Annotated in this window: 17 protein-coding genes and 2 tRNA genes; 1 reads left to right on the forward strand and 18 read right to left on the reverse strand. The window is 59.8% G+C overall.

The window, feature by feature from the left end:
- Positions 1–79: 79 nt before the first annotated feature.
- From pnp to rlmE, 15 genes are all read right to left on the reverse strand, one after another.
- Positions 80–2,185 (reverse strand): polyribonucleotide nucleotidyltransferase, encoded by a 2,106-nt coding sequence (pnp, locus tag PFEN_RS27295; protein WP_191489694.1) that lies wholly within the window; start codon positions 2,183–2,185, stop codon positions 80–82.
- Between the two features lie 211 nt (positions 2,186–2,396).
- Positions 2,397–2,666: a 30S ribosomal protein S15 gene (rpsO, locus tag PFEN_RS27300; RefSeq protein WP_002555121.1), complete on the reverse strand. Its 270-nt coding sequence runs from the start codon at positions 2,664–2,666 to the stop codon at positions 2,397–2,399.
- A 142-nt stretch (positions 2,667–2,808) separates the two neighbouring features.
- Positions 2,809–3,726 carry a tRNA pseudouridine(55) synthase TruB gene (truB, locus tag PFEN_RS27305; RefSeq protein WP_191489695.1) on the reverse strand — a complete coding sequence of 306 codons (918 nt, stop codon included), beginning with the start codon at positions 3,724–3,726 and terminating at the stop codon, positions 2,809–2,811.
- A gap of 3 nt (positions 3,727–3,729) precedes the next feature.
- The gene (gene rbfA, locus PFEN_RS27310) at positions 3,730–4,146 is read right to left on the reverse strand and encodes a 30S ribosome-binding factor RbfA (protein WP_191489696.1); all 417 of its coding nucleotides are present in this window, start codon (positions 4,144–4,146) and stop codon (positions 3,730–3,732) included.
- 159 nt (positions 4,147–4,305) lie between these two features.
- On the reverse strand, positions 4,306–6,831 hold the full coding sequence (gene infB, locus PFEN_RS27315; protein ID WP_191489697.1) for a translation initiation factor IF-2: 2,526 nt from the start codon (positions 6,829–6,831) through the stop codon (positions 4,306–4,308).
- Between the two features lie 27 nt (positions 6,832–6,858).
- A complete protein-coding gene (nusA, locus tag PFEN_RS27320; protein WP_191489698.1) occupies positions 6,859–8,340 on the reverse strand; it encodes a transcription termination factor NusA in 1,482 nt (493 codons plus the stop codon).
- A 47-nt stretch (positions 8,341–8,387) separates the two neighbouring features.
- Complete coding sequence (rimP, locus tag PFEN_RS27325) at positions 8,388–8,846, reverse strand: ribosome maturation factor RimP (protein ID WP_191489699.1); 459 nt, start codon at positions 8,844–8,846, stop codon at positions 8,388–8,390.
- A gap of 142 nt (positions 8,847–8,988) precedes the next feature.
- Positions 8,989–9,065, reverse strand: a tRNA-Met gene (locus tag PFEN_RS27330).
- Between the two features lie 96 nt (positions 9,066–9,161).
- A tRNA-Leu gene (locus tag PFEN_RS27335) sits at positions 9,162–9,247 on the reverse strand.
- A 29-nt stretch (positions 9,248–9,276) separates the two neighbouring features.
- Positions 9,277–9,657, reverse strand: coding sequence for a preprotein translocase subunit SecG (gene secG / locus PFEN_RS27340; protein ID WP_191490266.1), 381 nt, complete (start codon positions 9,655–9,657; stop codon positions 9,277–9,279).
- Between the two features lie 4 nt (positions 9,658–9,661).
- Complete coding sequence (gene tpiA / locus PFEN_RS27345; protein ID WP_191489700.1) at positions 9,662–10,417, reverse strand: triose-phosphate isomerase; 756 nt, start codon at positions 10,415–10,417, stop codon at positions 9,662–9,664.
- 66 nt (positions 10,418–10,483) lie between these two features.
- Positions 10,484–11,821: a phosphoglucosamine mutase gene (glmM, locus tag PFEN_RS27350; RefSeq protein ID WP_191489701.1), complete on the reverse strand. Its 1,338-nt coding sequence runs from the start codon at positions 11,819–11,821 to the stop codon at positions 10,484–10,486.
- A 16-nt stretch (positions 11,822–11,837) separates the two neighbouring features.
- Positions 11,838–12,689, reverse strand: a complete 852-nt coding sequence (gene folP / locus PFEN_RS27355; RefSeq protein WP_191489702.1) for a dihydropteroate synthase — start codon at positions 12,687–12,689, stop codon at positions 11,838–11,840.
- An 8-nt stretch (positions 12,690–12,697) separates the two neighbouring features.
- Positions 12,698–14,608, reverse strand: coding sequence for an ATP-dependent zinc metalloprotease FtsH (gene ftsH, locus PFEN_RS27360; protein WP_191490267.1), 1,911 nt, complete (start codon positions 14,606–14,608; stop codon positions 12,698–12,700).
- 204 nt (positions 14,609–14,812) lie between these two features.
- Positions 14,813–15,442, reverse strand: a complete 630-nt coding sequence (gene rlmE / locus PFEN_RS27365; protein ID WP_191489703.1) for a 23S rRNA (uridine(2552)-2'-O)-methyltransferase RlmE — start codon at positions 15,440–15,442, stop codon at positions 14,813–14,815.
- A 106-nt stretch (positions 15,443–15,548) separates the two neighbouring features.
- On the opposite strand from rlmE, the gene PFEN_RS27370 reads away from it, so the two are divergent.
- Complete coding sequence (locus PFEN_RS27370; protein WP_191489704.1) at positions 15,549–15,857, forward strand: YhbY family RNA-binding protein; 309 nt, start codon at positions 15,549–15,551, stop codon at positions 15,855–15,857.
- 13 nt (positions 15,858–15,870) lie between these two features.
- Here the strand turns inward: PFEN_RS27370 and PFEN_RS27375 are convergent, their stop codons facing one another.
- Genes PFEN_RS27375 through carB form a run of 3 tightly spaced genes read right to left on the reverse strand, consistent with a single transcriptional unit; the run spans position 15,871 to position 19,998 of the window.
- On the reverse strand, positions 15,871–16,275 hold the full coding sequence (locus tag PFEN_RS27375) for an MFS transporter (RefSeq protein ID WP_191489705.1): 405 nt from the start codon (positions 16,273–16,275) through the stop codon (positions 15,871–15,873).
- Between the two features lie 28 nt (positions 16,276–16,303).
- A complete protein-coding gene (gene greA / locus PFEN_RS27380; RefSeq protein WP_191489706.1) occupies positions 16,304–16,780 on the reverse strand; it encodes a transcription elongation factor GreA in 477 nt (158 codons plus the stop codon).
- A complete protein-coding gene (gene carB, locus PFEN_RS27385; protein WP_191489707.1) occupies positions 16,777–19,998 on the reverse strand; it encodes a carbamoyl-phosphate synthase large subunit in 3,222 nt (1,073 codons plus the stop codon). The genes greA and carB overlap by 4 nt, the downstream gene beginning before the upstream one ends.
- Positions 19,999–20,032 lie beyond the last annotated feature (34 nt).

Consider the following 20,032-nt stretch of genomic DNA (forward strand, 5'->3'; position numbering starts at 1 on the left):
TGAAAAAATCGAGCTTTTCCCGCGCCCAAAAAAAAGCACCCCGAAGGGTGCTTTTTTTCAGCTTGAAGTCGAAGCGTGATTAAACGCCCGACGCCTTGGCTGCGGCAACGTCCTTGATGGACAGCTTGATACGGCCGCGGTTGTCCACGTCCAGTACCAGCACTTCCACTTCCTGGCCTTCTTTCAGGATGTCGGTGACTTTCTCTACGCGAGCGTCGCTCAGCATCGAGATGTGCACCAGACCGTCCTTGCCTGGCAGGATGTTGACGAATGCGCCGAAGTCGACGATGCGCTCAACCTTACCGACGTAGATCTTGCCGATTTCAGCTTCCGCGGTGATGCCCAGGACGCGCTGACGAGCAGCTTCAGCGGCTTCCTTGGTTTCACCGAAGATCTTGATCGAGCCGTCGTCTTCGATATCGATCGAAGCCTTGGTCTCTTCACAGATCGCCCGAATGGTCGCGCCACCTTTACCGATGACATCACGGATTTTGTCGGTGTCGATTTTCATCGCGATCATGGTCGGAGCATTTTCCGACAGTTCGGTGCGGGACTGACCAATGATCTGGTTCATCTGACCGAGGATATTCAGGCGCGCTTCCAGGGCTTGGCCCAGGGCGATTTCCATGATTTCTTCGGTGATGCCCTTGATCTTGATGTCCATCTGCAGCGCGGTCACACCCTTGGCGGTACCGGCTACCTTGAAGTCCATATCGCCGAGGTGGTCTTCGTCACCCAGGATGTCGGTCAGGACGGCGAATTTCTCACCCTCTTTCACCAGACCCATGGCGATACCGGCTACCGGTGCCTTCATCGGCACACCGGCGTCCATCAGCGCCAGGGAAGCACCACAGACCGAAGCCATGGAGCTGGAACCGTTGGATTCGGTGATTTCCGAGACCACACGGATGGTGTACGGGAATTCGTTGGCATCCGGCAGCATGGCCTGAACCGAACGACGGGCCAGACGACCGTGACCGATTTCACGACGACCGGCACCACCCATGCGACCACACTCGCCCACCGAGAACGGCGGGAAGTTGTAGTGCAGCATGAAGGGGTCTTTTTTCTCGCCTTCCAGGGTGTCCAGCAGCTGTGCGTCACGCGCGGTACCCAGCGTGGCAACCACCAGGGCCTGGGTTTCGCCACGGGTGAACAGGGCCGAACCGTGGGTCTTGGGCAGAACACCGACTTCGATGTTCAAAGGACGCACGGTGCGGGTATCACGACCGTCGATACGCGGCTTGCCGTTGACGATGTTTTCGCGAACGGTGCGGTATTCGATCTCGCCGAAAGCGGCTTTCACTTCGCTGGAGGAAGGCTGGCCTTCTTCACCGGACAGCTTGGCCACTACCTGGTCTTTCAGTTCGCCCAGGCGTGCATAGCGGTCGGCCTTGACGGTGATGGTGTAGGCCTGGGAGATCGCGTCGCCGAATTCGGCACGGATAGCGCCCAGCAGCGCGGTGGCTTCAGGGGCGGCAGCCCAGGTCCAGGTTGGCTTGGCAGCTTCGGCGGCCAGTTCTTTCACGGCCTGGATAACCACTTGGAATTCGTCGTGGGCGAACAGTACCGCGCCCAGCATCTGGTCTTCGGTCAGCTCTTTGGCTTCCGATTCAACCATCAATACCGCTTCCGAAGTACCGGCAACGACCATGTCCAGGCTCGATGCTTTCAGTTGCTCGTAAGTCGGGTTCAGCAGGTAGCCGGTGCTTTCGTGGAAAGCCACGCGCGCGGCGCCGATCGGGCCGTCGAAAGGAATCCCGGAGATGGCCAGGGCCGCCGAGGTACCGATCATCGCGGCGATGTCCGGATCGGTCTTCTTGCTGGTGGAGACAACGGTGCAGACAACCTGCACTTCGTTCATGAAACCTTCAGGGAACAGCGGACGGATCGGACGGTCGATCAGTCGGGAAGTCAGGGTTTCTTTCTCGGAAGGACGGCCTTCGCGCTTGAAGAAACCGCCAGGGATCTTACCGGCAGCGTAAGTTTTTTCCTGGTAGTGAACGGACAGCGGGAAGAAGCCTTTGCCCGGATCCGCTTGCTTGGCACCGACAACGGTCACCAATACGCTGACGTCGTCGTCAACGGTGACCAATACTGCGCCGGAGGCCTGGCGAGCGATACGGCCCGTCTCGAGGGTAACGGTCGACTGACCGAATTGGAATTTTTTGATAACCGGGTTCACGGTGTCCTACCTTCTTTTGTGGCTCTTGGGGAACTTGTCTTCTTGCGAAATTCTTGGGCAACGCCGGGAATCGGCCCGACTGTCATTGTCCAGATGCTGTCTTCGGGTAAAGCAGGTGCTCAGATAAAACTAGAGGCTGGGAGCTTGCCATGCGCCGGCGGGAAACCCGCTGACGCACGGCAAACAACCAACCTCATAGCGCAATCGCTGATTAGCGACGCAGACCCAGGCGACCGATCAGAGCGCTGTAACGGCTCACGTCCTTGCCTTTCAGGTAGTCCAGCAGCTTACGACGCTGGTTTACCATGCGGATCAGACCACGACGGGAGTGGTGGTCTTTACCGTTGGCCTTGAAGTGACCTTGCAGTTTGTTGATGTTGGCGGTCAGCAGTGCAACTTGCACTTCTGGCGAACCAGTATCACCAACGGCTTGCTGGTAGTCGGTAACGATTTGAGCTTTTTCTTCAACGCTGAGAGCCATGAGGCAATCCTTCTATCAGGAAACTGTTTCAGAAAAACAGTTTCAACAGGCCAGGGACAAATCCCTGTATCTATAAATGAGTAGTGACCGTGCCTGTTGACAGCCACCCTCGCCAGCCTGCTGTAACACAGACTGGTTTCGGTCATTCCGACCGAATCAGTCGACGCGGCGCAATGCGCCCGTCTTCGCTCACTTCACCGATACCGATAAAACGACCGTTGTGATCTTGTACCCGCACCATGCCGAACTTCGGCGCGTCCGGGGCACGTACCGGTTGGCCGTTGAGCCAATAGAACGCACTGTGCTCGGAAAAGTGCAGCAGCGGCCAGTCTAGCAGACCGCTGTCCGAAGGCATCAGGAAGCGGTCGACCGCCTCGTTGCCGCCCTCGGCATGTACGGCTTCCAGCTCTTCGAGCGTGACCGTCTGCGCCAGGGTGAAGGGGCCGGCCTGGGTCCGTCGCAGTTCAGCAACGTAGGCGCCACAACCGAGCTTCTCACCGATATCCTCCACCAGGGTACGAATATAGGTGCCCTTGCTGCAGTCCACCGCCAGTCGGGCAGTATCACCTTCGCAGGCCAACAATTCCAAGCGCGCAATAGTAACAGAACGCGGTTCGCGCTCCACTACTTCGCCAGCACGGGCCAGCTTGTACAACGGCTGTCCGTCACGCTTGAGCGCCGAGTACATCGGCGGTATCTGACTGATTTGACCGCGAAATTCCGGCAACACCGCTTCGATATCGGTACGACCAACGGTCACCGGGCGCGTCTGCAAAACCTCGCCTTCGGCGTCCGCGGTGGTGGTGGTCTTGCCCAATTGCATCAGGGTTTCGTAACCCTTGTCGGAATCGAGCAGGTATTGCGAGAACTTGGTGGCCTCGCCGAAGCACAGGGGCAGCACGCCGGTCGCCAACGGGTCGAGACTGCCGGTATGGCCGGCCTTCTCGGCGTTGAGCAACCAACGGACTTTCTGCAAGGCGGCGTTGGAGGTGAACCCCAACGGCTTGTCCAGCAGAATGATGCCGCTGACATTACGACGGATACGCTTGACCTGAGCCACCGATTACTCCCGACCGTCTTCTGGAAGGTTGTCTTCTGGAGCTACGCCGCCGACATGCTGGCTGTCTTCGGCCACGGCACGTTCGATCAGCGCCGACAGGTGCGCGCCACGCACAACGCTTTCGTCATAGTGGAAGTGCAACTGCGGCACGCTGCGCAGCTTCATTTCGCGAGCCAGTTGCATGCGCAGGAAGCCCGCCGCCGCATTGAGCACCTTGATGCTCTGGGCGATGTCTTCCGGGTTGTCCTGCCCCATCACGGTGATGAAGATCTTCGCGTGGCCGACGTCACGGCTGACGTCGACGGCGGTAATGGTCACCAGGCCGACGCGTGGATCCTTGACTTCACGACGGATCAGTTGCGCGAGCTCACGCTGCATCTGGTCGCCGATGCGTTGGGTACGGCTGTATTCTTTTGCCATGTCTTGTTACCTGTAGCTGCCTCGCGGTGAAACCCGCAAGGTCTGAAAGCGGCAAACGCCCGGCCTGGCAGAAGCCGGACCGGGCGTTGCGTTTAGAGTCCGGGCGAGGTACCGGGCATTTGCATGCGACCGGTCCTCACGGCTCCTGAAGTGAACGAGTCAGAGGCTGCGAGCAACCTGAACCTTCTCGAAGACTTCGATCTTGTCACCGACCTTGACGTCGTTGTAGCTCTTCACGCCGATACCGCATTCCATGCCGGCACGCACTTCGGAAGCGTCATCCTTGAAGCGACGCAGGGATTCCAGCTCGCCTTCGAAGATAACGATGTCTTCACGCAGTACACGGATTGGACGGTTACGGTGAACAACACCTTCGATCACCATGCAACCGGCGATCGCGCCAAACTTCGGCGAGCGGAACACGTCACGTACTTCAGCGGTACCCAGGATGTTCTCGCGAACATCGCTGCCGAGCATACCGGTCAACGCTTTCTTGACGTCTTCGATGATGTCGTAGATCACGTTGTAGTAACGCATATCCAGGCCTTCCTGCTCGACGATCTTCCGTGCGCCAGCATCGGCACGCACGTTGAAGCCGAACAGTACAGCGTTGGAGGCCAGTGCCAGGTTGGCATCGGACTCGGTGATACCACCGACACCGCCACCGACAACACGCACTTGCACTTCGTCGTTACCCAGGCCGTTCAAGGCACCGTTCAACGCTTCCAGCGAACCACGGACGTCGGATTTGAGGACGATGTTAAGCGTCTTCTTCTCTTCCTGGCCCATGTTCTCGAAGATGTTTTCCAGCTTGCCAGCATGGGCGCGAGCCAGTTTGACCTCGCGGAACTTGCCTTGACGGAACAGAGCCACTTCACGGGCTTTCTTCTCGTCGGCCACCACGCTCATCTCGTCGCCAGCGTCCGGGGTACCGTCCAGGCCGAGGATCTCGACCGGAATGGAAGGACCGGCTTCCTTGATCGACTTGCCGTTCTCGTCGAGCATGGCACGTACACGGCCATAGTTCGAACCGACCAGCACCATGTCGCCTTGGCGCAGGGTACCGTCTTGAACCAGGACGGTAGCCACCGGGCCACGACCTTTGTCGAGACGCGATTCAACCACGACGCCACGGCCAGGAGCCGAAGGCGTCGCCTTCAATTCCAGAACTTCGGCTTGCAGCAGGACCGCTTCGAGCAACTCGTCCACGCCAGTACCGACTTTCGCCGAAACCGAGACGAACGGGGTGTCGCCGCCCCACTCTTCCGAGGTCACGCCGTGAACCGACAGTTCGCTACGGATGCGATCAAGGTCGGCGCCCGGCTTGTCGATCTTGTTCACCGCAACCACCAGTGGAACACCGGCAGCCTTGGCGTGCTGGACCGCTTCAACGGTCTGCGGCATGACGCCGTCGTCCGCTGCAACGACCAGGATCACGATGTCGGTCGCCTTGGCGCCACGGGCACGCATGGCGGTAAACGCGGCGTGACCCGGGGTGTCGAGGAAGGTGACCATGCCGCGATCGGTTTCAACGTGGTACGCACCGATGTGCTGGGTGATACCACCGGCTTCGCCAGCGGCTACCTTGGCACGACGGATGTAGTCGAGCAGCGAGGTCTTACCGTGGTCGACGTGGCCCATGACGGTCACGACCGGTGCACGGGAGAACGCTTCACCTTCGAACTTCAGGGACTCGGCCAGGGAATCTTCCAGGGCGGTGTCGCTGACCAGGGTCACCTTGTGGCCCAACTCTTCAGCCACGAGCTGGGCAGTTTCCTGGTCCAGTACCTGGTTGATGGTGGCCGGGGTACCCAGCTTGAACATGAACTTGATGATTTCAGCCGCTTTGACCGACATCTGTTGGGCGAGATCGCCGACAGTGATGGTCTCGCCGATCTTCACTTCACGCACGATAGGGCCGGTAGGGCTCTGGAAACCGTGGGCGTTGCGTTTTTTCAGCTTGGCCTTGCCACGACCACCACGACGGAAACCGTCGCTTTCTTCGTCGGTAGTGCGCGGTGCCACACGTGGCGCCGGGGCCTTTTCCTTGACCGAAGCACGATGCGGAGCGTTTTTGCGCTCGCCATCGGCTCCGCCGCTACGACGATTGCTATCGTCGGCACGGGGTTTGTCTGGACGACGCGGCTCTTCGCGCTTGCGCTCGACGGCCGGTGCTGGCGCTGCTACCGCGGCTTCACGGACAGGCTCGACAACGGCGACCGGCGCCTGGGCAACAGCATCAACCACCGCGGTGTTCGCCGGAGCAGCAGCAGGCTGGCGGCGCGCTTCTTCTTCGGCGCGACGCTTGGCTTCTTCTTCAGCCTTTTGACGGGCCGCATTCTCTACGGCACGACGTTCTTCCAGCTCACGCTTGCGCTCGGCTTCGATTTCTTCCGGGCTGCGTTGTACGAAGACTTTCTTCTTGCGTACTTCAACGCTGATACTTTTGCTACCGGCAACACGCAGGGTGCTGGTGGTCTTGCGCTGCAAGGTAATCTTGCGCGGTTCTTCCACTTTCGCCTTGTGGCTGCTCTTCAAGTGAGTCAGCAAAGACTGCTTCTCACTATCGCTCACACCTTCATCGGCGGCGGTGTGCGGCAGACCTGCCTCACGCATCTGCTGCAACAGGCGCTCTACCGGTGTTTTGACCTCATCGGCCAGTTGTTTCACCGTGACTTGCGTCATGCACTTCTCTCCTCAGGCCGCGCCTAATTACTCGAACCAATGGGCTCGGGCGGCCATGATCAACTTGCCGGCACGATCGTCGTCGATGCCGTCGATGTCGAGCAGGTCGTCAATAGACTGCTCGGCCAGGTCTTCGCGGGTAATTACGCCGCGCACCGCCAGTTCCATCGCCAAATCCTTGTCCATGCCCTCAAGCGAGAGCAGGTCTTCGGCCGGATGGGCGTCTGCCAGCTTTTCCTCAGTAGCGATGGCTTTAGTCAACAAACGATCCTTGGCCCGAGCGCGAAGCTCGTTGACGGTGTCTTCGTCAAAACCATCGATGTTGAGCATTTCCTCCAACGGTACGTAGGCAATCTCTTCCAGGCTGGTAAAGCCTTCATCAACCAGTACCTGCGCCAGATCTTCGTCGACTTCCAGCTCGTCGATGAAGTTGCGCAGAATGTCACCGGTCTCTGCTTGCTGCTTAGCCTGGATGTCCGATTCGGTCATCACGTTCAAGGTCCAGCCGGTCAACTGGCTGGCCAGACGCACGTTCTGACCACCGCGACCAATGGCCTGGGCCAGATTGTCCGCGCCGACGGCGATGTCCATCGCGTGGGCATCCTCGTCAACGATAATTGCCGCGACTTCCGCCGGCGACATGGCGTTGATCACGAACTGCGCCGGGTTGTCGTCCCACAGGACGATGTCCACGCGCTCGCCGCCCAACTCGCCGGAGACGGCCTGGACGCGCGAACCACGCATACCAATGCACGCGCCTTGCGGGTCGATGCGTTTGTCCTTGGAGCGGACCGCGATCTTGGCACGCGAGCCCGGGTCACGGGACGCCGCCATTACTTCGATCAGGCCTTCGGCGATTTCCGGCACTTCGATACGGAACAGCTCGATCAGCATTTCCGGCGCGGTACGCGACAGGATCAACTGCGGGCCGCGGTTCTCGGTACGGATTTCCTTGAGCAGGGCGCGAACGCGGACACCGACGCGGAAAGTCTCGCGGGAAATGATGTCCTCGCGGGCCAGCAGCGCTTCGGCGTTGTTACCCAGGTCAACGATGACGTTGTCACGGGTGACTTTCTTCACGGTGCCGGAGATGATTTCCCCCAGACGCTCGCGATAGGCGTCGACGACCTGTGCGCGCTCGGCTTCGCGAACCTTCTGCACAATGACTTGCTTGGCGGTCTGAGCGGCGATGCGACCGAACTCGATGGACTCGATCTTTTCCTCGACGACGTCGCCAACCTTGGCACCCGGATGGGTCAGCGCGACCTTGCTTGGCCAGGTCTCGATCGCCGGATCATCAAGATCGGCTTCCTCGACGACCGTCCAGCGACGGAAAGTCTCGTAGGCACCGGTGTGGCGGTTGATTTCCACACGCAGGTCCACATCGTCTTCAAAACGCTTCTTGGTAGCGGTCGCCAGAGCAATCTCCAGCGCCTCAAAAATCACGCTTGCCGGTACACCCTTTTCGTTGGATACCGACTCAACAACCAGCAATACTTCTTTGCTCATCGTACGCCTCGCCTTTCGCAAGCCATTGGATCCGCGGGATCCGCGTCTCAGTCAAAACTGGGAATAATGTTGGCCTTGTCGATCAAATCGATCGGCAACAGGAATTCATGGTCTTCCACCTGCACCACGACATCCTGTTCTTCCACTCCGCGCAGAAGGCCCTGAAAATTACGTCGACCTTCGAAAGGCGAGCGCAACTTTATCTTCACTTGTTCGCCGGCATGCGAGGCAAACTGTTCAAGGGTGAACAGCGGGCGTTCCATGCCAGGAGAGGAAACCTCAAGGGTGTATTCATTGGTGATGGGGTCTTCGACATCCAACACACCGCTGATCTGGCGGCTGACGATGGCACAGTCGTCCACCAGCACACCGCCTTCTTTATCGATATAAACGCGCAACACGGAATGGCGACCTTGAGCTGAATACTCAATACCCCAGCATTCATAGCCAAGGGCCACGACCACCGGGGCCAACAAGGCCTGCAACTGTTCTAGCTTGCTCGACACCTGAACCCCCTCGTGCATCTCTGTGCATGCTATTGAAATAAACAAAAAATGGGCGAATCGCCCATCCCTGAAACGCCGTCGAACAGCGGCGTATAAAGTACCCAGCCAACAAAAAGCCCCTGAAAAGGGGCTCCGCTAAAACTGGTTGCGGGGGCCGGATTTGAACCGACGACCTTCGGGTTATGAGCCCGACGAGCTACCAGACTGCTCCACCCCGCGACAAAGCTGGGGCGGAAGTATACGACCGATCCCTTACAGGGTCAATGTAACCTTCCACCTACAAGAAAGCCCGCAACAGCGGGCTCTCCTGATAATTGGTACCGAGAAGGGGACTCGAACCCCTACACCCTATGGGCACAACCACCTCAAGGTTGCGTGTCTACCAATTCCACCACCTCGGCAATACAACGTTTACAGCATGGAACCCATTTTACTTCTGCTCTGGAGCTTTGGGTACATCAGTCGGTGAGGCCGACTTCTGCTCCTGGAGCACCGGTACATCGTCAGATGCCGGTTTTTGCTTCGGTACTTCCAACACCGCTGGGTTTGGCAAACCTACTTGAGTCAGCTCATGAGCTTTCTCTTTAGCAAAGTAACCTAACCCCAAGCTGGTTATGAAGAAACCTGCGGCAAGTATAGCAGTAAACTTACTCAGAAAGGTAGAGGAACCTTGGCTTCCGAACACAGTATTTGAAGCACCTGCTCCGAAAGACGCACCAGCGTCCGCACCTTTACCCTGTTGCAGCAATACCAGAGCGACAACGCCCAGGGCACCCAACAGATGAAGAACGACTACGACTGTTTCCAGCATTTTTTCAGTTTCCCGCGGCGCGACAGATCGCACCGAACTCATCTGCATTCAGGGACGCTCCACCAATGAGCCCCCCATCGATATCCGGCATGCCGAACAGTTCGACCGCATTGGCCGCCTTCACGCTGCCGCCGTATAGAAGCCGCACACCTTGCGCGACCTCAGAATTCTCTGCCGCCAACTGCGCGCGAATGGCGGCGTGCACATCCTGCGCTTGTTGCGGCGAAGCTGTCAGCCCAGTGCCAATGGCCCAGACCGGTTCGTAAGCGATGACAGCCTTGGCAAAAGCGCCGACACCCAGCTCCTCGATAATGCTACCCAGCTGACGCGAAACCACTTCGAGCGTCTTGCCGGCCTCACGCTGCTCCAGGGTTTCCCCGACACAGAGCACCGGAACCAAGCCACAAGCCTGCGCTGCCGCAAACTTGCGATTAAGGGTACGATCCGACTCGCCCATGATCAGGCGACGCTCGGAATGCCCTACCAACACCAGGGAACACCCCGCATCGAGCAACTGACTCGGTGCAATCTCACCGGTCAGGGCACCCTGCATGGATTCCACCGCGGAGTTCTGCGCGCCGATCAAAATCGACTTGCCCTTCAAGCCTTCAACCACTTGGCTGATATGCAGGCATGGCGGAAACACCGCCACGTCAACACCACTCGGCAAGGCCAGGTTACGCAGCCCCTTGATCAGCTCGACGACGCTGGCGCGGGTACCGTGCATCTTCCAGTTACCAGCTACCATTGGGCGACGCATGCTGTACCTCGCAGGTCAAAGTGGGCGCAGATGTTACCCAACCACATCCTCACTGGCAAGCCGAAATCAGGCGCAAACTTCAGTCACCAGTTTTGCCAGCGCATCGGCATGCCCACGAACCGTCGCTTCGTCTTCGCCCTCAACCATCACTCGCACCAGCGGCTCGGTGCCGGACTTGCGCAACAGCACGCGCCCGCGACCGTTCATGGCCTGGGTGACACGTTCGCACGCCTGCACCACTTCCGGGTGCTTGACCGGGTCGATGCCGCCGCCGAAACGCACATTGACCAGCACCTGCGGACATTTGCGCAGCGCCTGGCGCGCCTGGGCCAGGCTTTCACCACGCCGACGCAGCGCCATCAAGGTCTGCAGTGCCGCAATGATCGCGTCGCCGGTGGAGTTGTGATTCAGACAAAGAATATGTCCGGAATTTTCCCCACCCACCAGCCAGTTGCGCTCCAACAGCTCGGCAATCACATAGCGGTCGCCGACATTGGCACGCACGAAAGGAATGTCCAGCTCCTTGAAGGCCAGCTCAAGACCCAGGTTGCTCATCAAGGTACCGACCACGCCGCCATTGAGCTTGCCGCGCTCGGCCATATCCCGGGCAATGATGAACACCAACTCGTCGCCATCGACCACGGTGCCGGTGTGATCGACCATCAGCACCCGGTCGCCATCACCGTCGAAGGCGATCCCCAGATCCGCCTGCTCAGCCAGCACCGCCGCCTGCAGCGCCTGCATGTGCGTCGAACCGCAGTTGTCATTGATGTTCAGGCCATTGGGCGCCGCCGACAGCGCCGTGACCTGCGCGCCCAGTTCACGGAACACACTCGGCGCGACCTTGTAGGTGGCACCGTGAGCACAGTCGATGACCAGTTTCAGGCCCGCCAGATTGGTCCCCGTCGGCACACTGCTCTTGCAGAATTCGATGTAGCGACCGGCCGCATCATTGATGCGCGAGACCTTGCCGAGCTTTTCCGACTCGACCACGGTCATTGGCGCATCGAGCAACTCCTCGATCATCAGCTCGACATCATCCGGCAGCTTGGTGCCCTCGCCGGAGAAAAACTTGATGCCGTTGTCGTCATGAGGATTGTGCGAAGCACTGATCACGATCCCGGCCTCGGCATGGAAGGTCCGGGTCAGGTAGGCGATGGCCGGCGTCGGCATCGGCCCCAGCAACAGCACATCGGCGCCGGCGGCGGAAAGACCGGCTTCCAGGGCGGACTCGAACATATAGCCGGAGATCCGCGTGTCCTTGCCCACCAGCACCCGGCAAGCACCCAGCTTGCGGAACGCCATGCCGGCGGCCCAACCGAGCTTGAGCATGAAGTCCGGGGTGATTGGGTACTGCCCTACGCGCCCACGAATACCGTCGGTGCCGAAGTATTTTTTCTTCATCAGTGCTCCATCGTTCTTATTGCGCAGCGTCAACGGCAGCGATCATGCGCACCACGTCAACCGTTTCGGCGACATCGTGCACGCGAAGAATTCGCGCCCCTTTGCCCATCGCCAAAGCAGCCAGGGCCAGGCCGCCATAAAGGCGCTCACCGACCGGGCGACCCAGGGCCTGCCCTATCATGCTCTTTCGCGAGACGCCGACCAACAAGGGCCGGCCCAGGGCGTGCAACGCCTCCATGTGTTTGAACAGACTCAGGTTATGCGCCAGGGTTTTGGCAAAGCCGAACCCCGGGTCGAGCACGATCCGCTCGGTCGCGATACCCGCCGACGCACACAAGGCCATACGCTCGGCGAGAAAATCCACCACCTCGCGCGTCACGTCGGCGTAGTGCGGATTGTCCTGCATATTGCCCGGCTCGCCGAGCATGTGCATCAGACAGACCGGCAGCCCCGTCGCCGCGGCGGCCTCCAGGGCCCCCTCACGCCGCAGTGAGCGCACGTCATTGATCAACCCCGCGCCCAGCCGGGCACTTTCAAGCATGACCGCTGGCGTGGAGGTATCCACCGAGATGATCACATCCAGTTCCCGGTGAATACGCTCGACCACCGGCGCGACACGCTCCAGTTCCTCAAGGGCGGAGACCACGGGAGCGCCGGGACGCGTCGACTCGCCGCCGATATCGATCAGCGTGGCGCCGGCTTCGACCATTGCCCGGGCATGGCTCAGCGCCGCCTCCAGGTGATTGAAGCGACCGCCATCGGAGAAGGAGTCGGGAGTGACGTTGAGAATACCCATGACATGCGTCTGGGCCAAATCAAGAACCCGGTTGCCGCAAGGCAACCGGGTCGAGGACTGAACAGAAGTCATTTCAAACCTTAATGATCAGCCGCAGGACCGCCGATCGGCGTTTCTGGTCGCTCGTTCTGGATCACCGGCGGGGTACCCGAAGTCCCCGAACCGCCTTCCCAGTCACGCGGCTCGCGTGGCGGGCGACCCGCCATGATGTCGTCGATCTGCTCGGCATCAATGGTTTCGTACTTCATCAGCGCGTCCGCCATCGCGTCCAGCTTATCGCGGTTTTCCGTCAGGATCTGCCTGGCCGTGCCGTAGCACTGATCAATGATACTGCGCACTTCCGAATCGATCAGCTTGGCGGTTTCGCCGGAGAAGCTGGCGTTCTGACCGCCGCCGCCACGTCCCAGGAATACTTCCTGATCTTCCTCGGCATACATCAGCGGGCCCAGTTTCTCGGACAGCCCCCACTTGGTGACCATGTTCCGGGCAATCTGGCTGGCCCGCATGATGTCGTTGGAAGCGCCGGTGGTAACACCGTCGAAACCCAGGGTCATCTCTTCGGCGATACGACCGCCGTACAGCGAGCAGATCTGGCTGATCAGCGCACGCTTGGACAGGCTGTAGCGATCTTCTTCCGGCAGGAACATGGTCACACCCAGCGCACGCCCACGCGGGATGATCGAGACCTTGTAGACCGGATCGTGCTCGGGCACCACGCGACCGACAATCGCGTGACCGGCCTCGTGATACGCGGTGTTCTGTTTTTCCTTCTCGGACATGACCATGGATTTGCGCTCGGCGCCCATCATGATCTTGTCTTTGGCCAGCTCGAACTCTTTCATCTCGACGATGCGTTTGCCAGCGCGCGCGGCGAACAAGGAAGCCTCGTTCACCAGGTTGGCCAGGTCGGCGCCGGAGAAGCCCGGGGTGCCCCGTGCAATCACCCCTGGCGCGACGTCGTCGCCCATCGGCACCTTGCGCATATGGACCTTGAGAATCTGCTCGCGACCACGGATATCCGGCAAGCCGACCACCACCTGGCGGTCGAAGCGACCGGGACGCAGCAGCGCCGGGTCGAGTACGTCGGGACGGTTGGTGGCGGCGATCACGATGATGCCGTCATTCATCTCGAAACCGTCCATCTCCACCAGCAACTGGTTGAGGGTCTGTTCGCGCTCGTCGTGACCGCCGCCCATGCCGGCACCACGATGACGACCGACCGCGTCGATTTCGTCGATGAAGATGATGCAAGGCGCGTGCTTCTTCGCCTGTTCGAACATGTCACGGACACGGCTGGCACCGACACCGACGAACATTTCGACGAAATCGGAACCGGAAATGGTGAAGAACGGCACCTTGGCTTCGCCAGCAATGGCCTTGGCGAGCAGGGTCTTACCGGTACCCGGAGGACCGACCATCAGCACGCCGCGGGGAATCCGCCCGCCCAGGCGCTGGAACTTGCCCGGATCGCGAAGAAACTCGACCAGCTCGCCGACCTCTTCCTTGGCCTCGTCGCAACCGGCGACGTCGGCCAGGGTGGTCTTCACCTGGTCTTCCGAGAGCAGGCGCGCCTTGCTCTTGCCGAAACTCATCGGCCCGCCCTTGCCGCCCGCACCGCCCTGCATCTGGCGCATGAAGAACATGAACACCGCGATGATCACCAGGATCGGGAAACTGGCGACCAGCAACTGGGTCCAGATGCTCTGCTGTTCAGGCTGTTTGCCCTCGACCACCACGTGGTTGTCCACCAGGTCGCCGATCAGGCCGTTGTCCTGGATCGCCGGGCGAATGGTCTTGAAGCTGTCGCCATCGTTGCGCTTGCCGGTAATCACATAGCCGTCCACGGCCACGCGCTCGACTTTGCCATCCTTGACCTGCTGGATGAAGTCGGAATAGTTGAGGGTCTGTGGCTCGTTAGGACTGGAGAAGTTGTTCATCACCGTCACCAGGACAGCCGCGATGATCAACCACAGGATCAGATTCTTTGCCATATCGTTCAATTAACTACCCTCATGAAGCGGGATCCGCTACTGGCGCGCGCTTCGCATGATATTCACCGGCATAACTTACTACATTACCTACAGATCCTGCAGGCGCCGTCTGTAACCCTTTGTGAAACAATCTCTACACAATATGCGCTTATTCTCACAGGGCGAAATACGAAAAACCTATCGCCCCGGGCCAAAAACCTCGTTTCACTCACTCCGCCCACGAAAGCCACGACCCAGCAGATACTGCTCGCGGGACCGATCGCGGGAAGACGTCGGCTTGCGCGTCTGCACCTTGTCGAACTGCTTGCGCATGTTCTTGTGGTACTCGTCGAAGCCTTCGCCCTGGAAAACCTTGATCAGAAAATCACCACCTGGGCGTAGGACGCGCCCTGCGAGATCAAGTGCCAGCTCGCAAAGGAACATTGAACGCGGCATATCCACTTCAGGTGTACCACTCATATTGGGGGCCATATCGGAAATCACAAGGTCAACCTCGGAATTTCCCACCGCTTCGAGGATTTGAGCCAGCACGGCATCCTCGGTAAAGTCGCCCTTGATGAAGGTCACATCGGGGATGCTGTCCATTTCCAGGATGTCGGAGGCGATCAGGCGCCCCTGGCCACCAATCAGACGACTGGTCACCTGGGACCAACCACCCGGCGCCGCGCCGAGGTCGATCACGCTCATGCCCGGACGGATGATCCGGTCTTTTTCCTGGATCTCCAGCAATTTGTAGCTGGCACGGGAGCGGTACCCGTCTTTTTGCGCCATTTTGACGAATGGATCGTTGAAATGTTCTTTCAGCCAGTTAAGGCTAGTTTTGGAACGGGCCACGGGCCACCTCAAAAAAATAGTCGAATCGCGATTAACTGGGCGGTCCCGGACGCGCTCGGGTAAACTGGCCGCCGCTTTTTACAAGATCAGACGCAGGGGTCAGATTATGCCGCTCACTCAAGAGCAGAAGAAACAGTACAAATCCATTGGCCACCATCTGAAACCAGTTTTGATCGTGGCTGACAACGGTTTGACCGAAGGTGTGTTAGCCGAGCTTGAACGCGCATTGGGCGATCATGAGCTGATCAAGATCAAGCTCAATATCCTCGACCGCGAATCGCGCCTGGAGGCCATTGCGCAACTGTGCAAGGCCGGCAAGGCGGATCTGGTGCAAGTCATCGGCAAGATGGCGCTGATCTATCGCAAGAACTTCAGCGTCAACAAGCAACTGTCCAACGTCCATCGCTTCAAGTGACGTAAGGACCGGGTCAAGGGTACGCGGCGCGTACCCTGCCACTCTCGCCCGGCACCGGCTGCAGCACCAGCACCAGGCCGCAAAGGCCCAGAATCAGGTAACTGAACAACTGCCAGCGCGACGCCTCCGGCAGCCAGGTTCGCACCGCGAAATACATCCCGCACGCATACAACGACAGCAGCAGCAATTGCCCGCGCGTATCGCGCCACAGGCTTGCCCGGCCTTCGGCCTGGAGCAACACCAGGGTCTGCACGATCACACAGACCGCTGCAAACCCTATCAATAAAGAGCCCAGCAGGCTATTGATCTCGTCGATCAACAGCGGTGCCAGGCCGATTTGCGCCAACACCGGCAGCAAGCCGATGTGCAGCAGCCACAAGCCGCCAACCCAGAGCATCTGGGTCAGTTGCCAGAGCATGGCGCCCGCACGCAGCGGGCGCCTTCGTTCAGATATGGCGGACTGAGACAATCTCGTACTCGATAACGCCACCCGGCGTTTTGACGACCACCACATCACCCTCTTCCTTGGCGATCAAGGCACGGGCCAGCGGCGAGCCGACGGAGATCTTGCCGAGTTTGAAGTCGGCCTCGTCTTCACCCACGATGTGATAGACCACGCTTTCGTCGGTCTCGACGTTGGCGATTTCCACCGTGGTGCCGAAAATCACCTTGCCGGTGTGCGCAATAGTCGTCACATCGATGATCACCGCATTCTGCATGCGGCCTTCGATGTCACGGATCCGCGCCTCGACCATACCCTGCTGCTCGCGAGCGGCGTGGTATTCGGCGTTTTCCTTCAAGTCACCCAACTCGCGGGCCGTACCGATGTCCTGGCTCAGCTTGGGACGGACGACCTTGGTCAGGTGGGCGTGCTCCTCTTCCAGGGCCTTGGCGCCCTGGACGGTCATTGGGTATTTGATCATGCCTTCAATCCTGCGTGTAGATCCTGCAAGCGACGCACGGTCTTTTCCGGACCGAACTTGAGCGCTTCGCAGATGGCTTCGCCAGCAGCAATGGTGGTGGTGCAGTAGATCTTGTGCTGCAGCGCGTTACGACGAATGGAGTACGAGTCGGCGATCGACTGGCGGCCCTCGGTCGTATTGATGATCAGGGTGACTTCGTCATTCTTGATCATGTCGACGACGTGCGGACGACCTTCCGTCACTTTGTTGACCCGGCGCACTTTCAACCCGGCCGCTTCGATCACCCTGGCCGTGCCGGCAGTTGCCACCACTTCGAAGCCCAAGTTGATCAGATCACGGGCCACGCCTGCAACCAGTGGCTTGTCATCATCGCGCACACTGATGAACGCGGTACCGCCGGTCGGCAGTATTTCGCTGGCGCCCATCTGAGCCTTGGCAAAGGCTTCACCGAAGGTGTCGCCGACGCCCATCACTTCACCCGTGGACTTCATTTCCGGGCCCAGGATCGGGTCCACGCCAGGGAATTTGGCGAAGGGGAACACCGCCTCTTTCACGCTGAAGAAGTTTGGAATGATTTCCTTGGTGAAGCCCAGCTCCTTCAAGGTCTTGCCGGCCATGACACGGGCCGCGATCATCGCCAGGGACACACCGATGCACTTGGAGACGAACGGCACGGTACGCGAGGCGCGCGGGTTGACTTCGATGACGTAGATGTCTTCGCCCTGCAACGCCAACTGCACGTTCATCAGGCCGATCACACCCAGTTCCAGGGCCATTTTCTTGACCTGCTCACGCATCTCGTCCTGGATGTGCGCCGGCAGCGAGTACGGCGGCAGCGAGCACGCGGAGTCACCGGAGTGCACGCCCGCCTGTTCGATGTGCTGCATGATCGCGCCGATCACCACGTCGGTGCCGTCGCTGACCGCATCCACGTCCATTTCGATAGCGCAGTTGAGGAAGTGGTCCAGCAGCACCGGGCTGTCGTTGGACACTTGCACCGCGTCGCGCAGGTAGCGCTTGAGTTCTTCCTCTTTGTAGACGATTTCCATCGCCCGACCGCCCAGTACATAGGACGGACGCACCACCAGCGGATAGCCGATCTTGCCAGCGGCCCGGATGGCTTCGTCTTCGCTGCGCACGGTGGCGTTCGGCGGCTGACGCAGGTTCAGGCGCTCGACCATCTGCTGGAAGCGCTCGCGGTCTTCGGCACGGTCGATGGCGTCAGGGCTGGTACCGATAATCGGCACACCGGCGGCTTCCAGGGCGCGCGCCAGTTTCAGCGGGGTCTGGCCGCCGTACTGGACGATCACGCCCTTGGGCTTCTCGACGCGGACGATTTCCAGCACGTCTTCCAGGGTCACCGGCTCGAAGTACAGGCGGTCCGAGGTGTCGTAGTCGGTGGAGACGGTCTCCGGGTTGCAGTTGACCATGATGGTCTCGTAGCCGTCTTCGCGCAGCGCCAGGGCCGCGTGCACGCAGCAGTAGTCGAACTCGATACCCTGGCCGATACGGTTGGGGCCGCCGCCGAGGATCATGATCTTGTCGCGGGTCGACGGGTTGGCTTCGCACTCTTCTTCATAGGTCGAGTACAGGTAGGCGGTGTCGGTGGCGAACTCGGCCGCGCAGGTGTCGACGCGCTTGTAGACCGGGAACACTTCCAGCTTGTGCCGATGAGTCCGCAGGTTTTTCTCGGTCACACCCAGCAGCTTGGCCAGGCGCTGGTCGGAGAAACCCTTGCGCTTGAGGCGGAACATCAGGTCGCGGTCGATGGCCGACAGCCCCAGGGTCTTGACCTTCTCTTCGTCCTTGATCAGGTCTTCGATCTGCACCAGGAACCAGGGATCGATCATGTTCATGCCGAAGATTTCTTCGACGCTCAGGCCGGCACGGAAGGCGTCAGCCACGTACCAGATACGCTCGGCACCCGGCACGGTCAGTTCGCGCTTGAGCACGCTCATGCTCTCCGGATTGCTCAGATCGAGCTTCTCGTCCAGACCGCAAACGCCTACTTCCAGACCGCGCAGTGCTTTCTGCAGGGATTCCTGGAAGGTCCGGCCGATGGCCATGACTTCACCCACCGATTTCATCTGGGTGGTCAGGCGGGCGTCGGCGTTCGGGAATTTTTCGAAGGCGAAGCGGGGCAGCTTGGTCACGACGTAGTCGATGGACGGCTCGAAGGACGCCGGGGTCTTGCCGCCAGTGATGTCGTTCGACAGCTCATCGAGGGTATAACCCACGGCCAGCTTGGCCGCGACCTTGGCAATCGGGAAGCCGGTGGCTTTCGATGCCAGTGCCGAGGAACGCGATACCCGCGGGTTCATTTCGATGACCACCATGCGCCCGGTGTTCGGGCAGATGCCGAACTGAACGTTGGAGCCGCCGGTTTCCACGCCGATCTCGCGCAATACCGCCAGGGAGGCGTCACGCAGGATCTGGTATTCCTTGTCGGTCAAGGTCTGGGCTGGCGCCACCGTGATCGAGTCACCGGTGTGCACGCCCATCGGGTCGAAGTTCTCGATCGAGCAGACGATGATGCAGTTGTCCTTCTTATCGCGGACAACCTCCATTTCGTACTCTTTCCAGCCGATCAGCGATTCGTCGATCAGCAGTTCCTTGGTCGGCGACAAATCCAGGCCGCGAGCGCAGATTTCTTCGAACTCTTCACGGTTGTACGCGATACCGCCACCGGTACCACCCATGGTGAAGGACGGCCGGATGATGCACGGGAAGCCGAGCCGCTCGAGAACCGCGTTGGCCTCTTCCATGCTATGGGCGATACCGGAACGCGGGCACGCCAGGCCGATGGACTTCATCGCCTTGTCGAAACGCGAACGGTCTTCGGCCTTGTCGATGGTGTCGGCGTTGGCACCGATCATTTCCACGCCGAACTTTTCCAGGATGCCTTCGCGCTCTAGGTCCAGGGCGCAGTTCAGGGCGGTCTGGCCACCCATGGTCGGCAGCAGGGCGTCCGGACGCTCTTTCTCGATGATCTTGGCCACGGTCTGCCACTTGATCGGTTCGATGTAGGTGGCGTCGGCCATGGCCGGGTCGGTCATGATGGTGGCCGGGTTGGAGTTCACCAGGATGACGCGGTAACCCTCTTCGCGCAGAGCCTTGCAGGCCTGGGCGCCGGAGTAGTCGAATTCGCAGGCCTGGCCGATCACGATCGGGCCGGCACCAAGAATCAGGATGCTTTTTATGTCTGTACGTTTTGGCATGGGTTTGTCACTCAAATCCGCGGGTCAGTCGGCA

The organism is Pseudomonas sp. FEN, from assembly GCF_904067045.1.
Taxonomy (GTDB): domain Bacteria; phylum Pseudomonadota; class Gammaproteobacteria; order Pseudomonadales; family Pseudomonadaceae; genus Aquipseudomonas.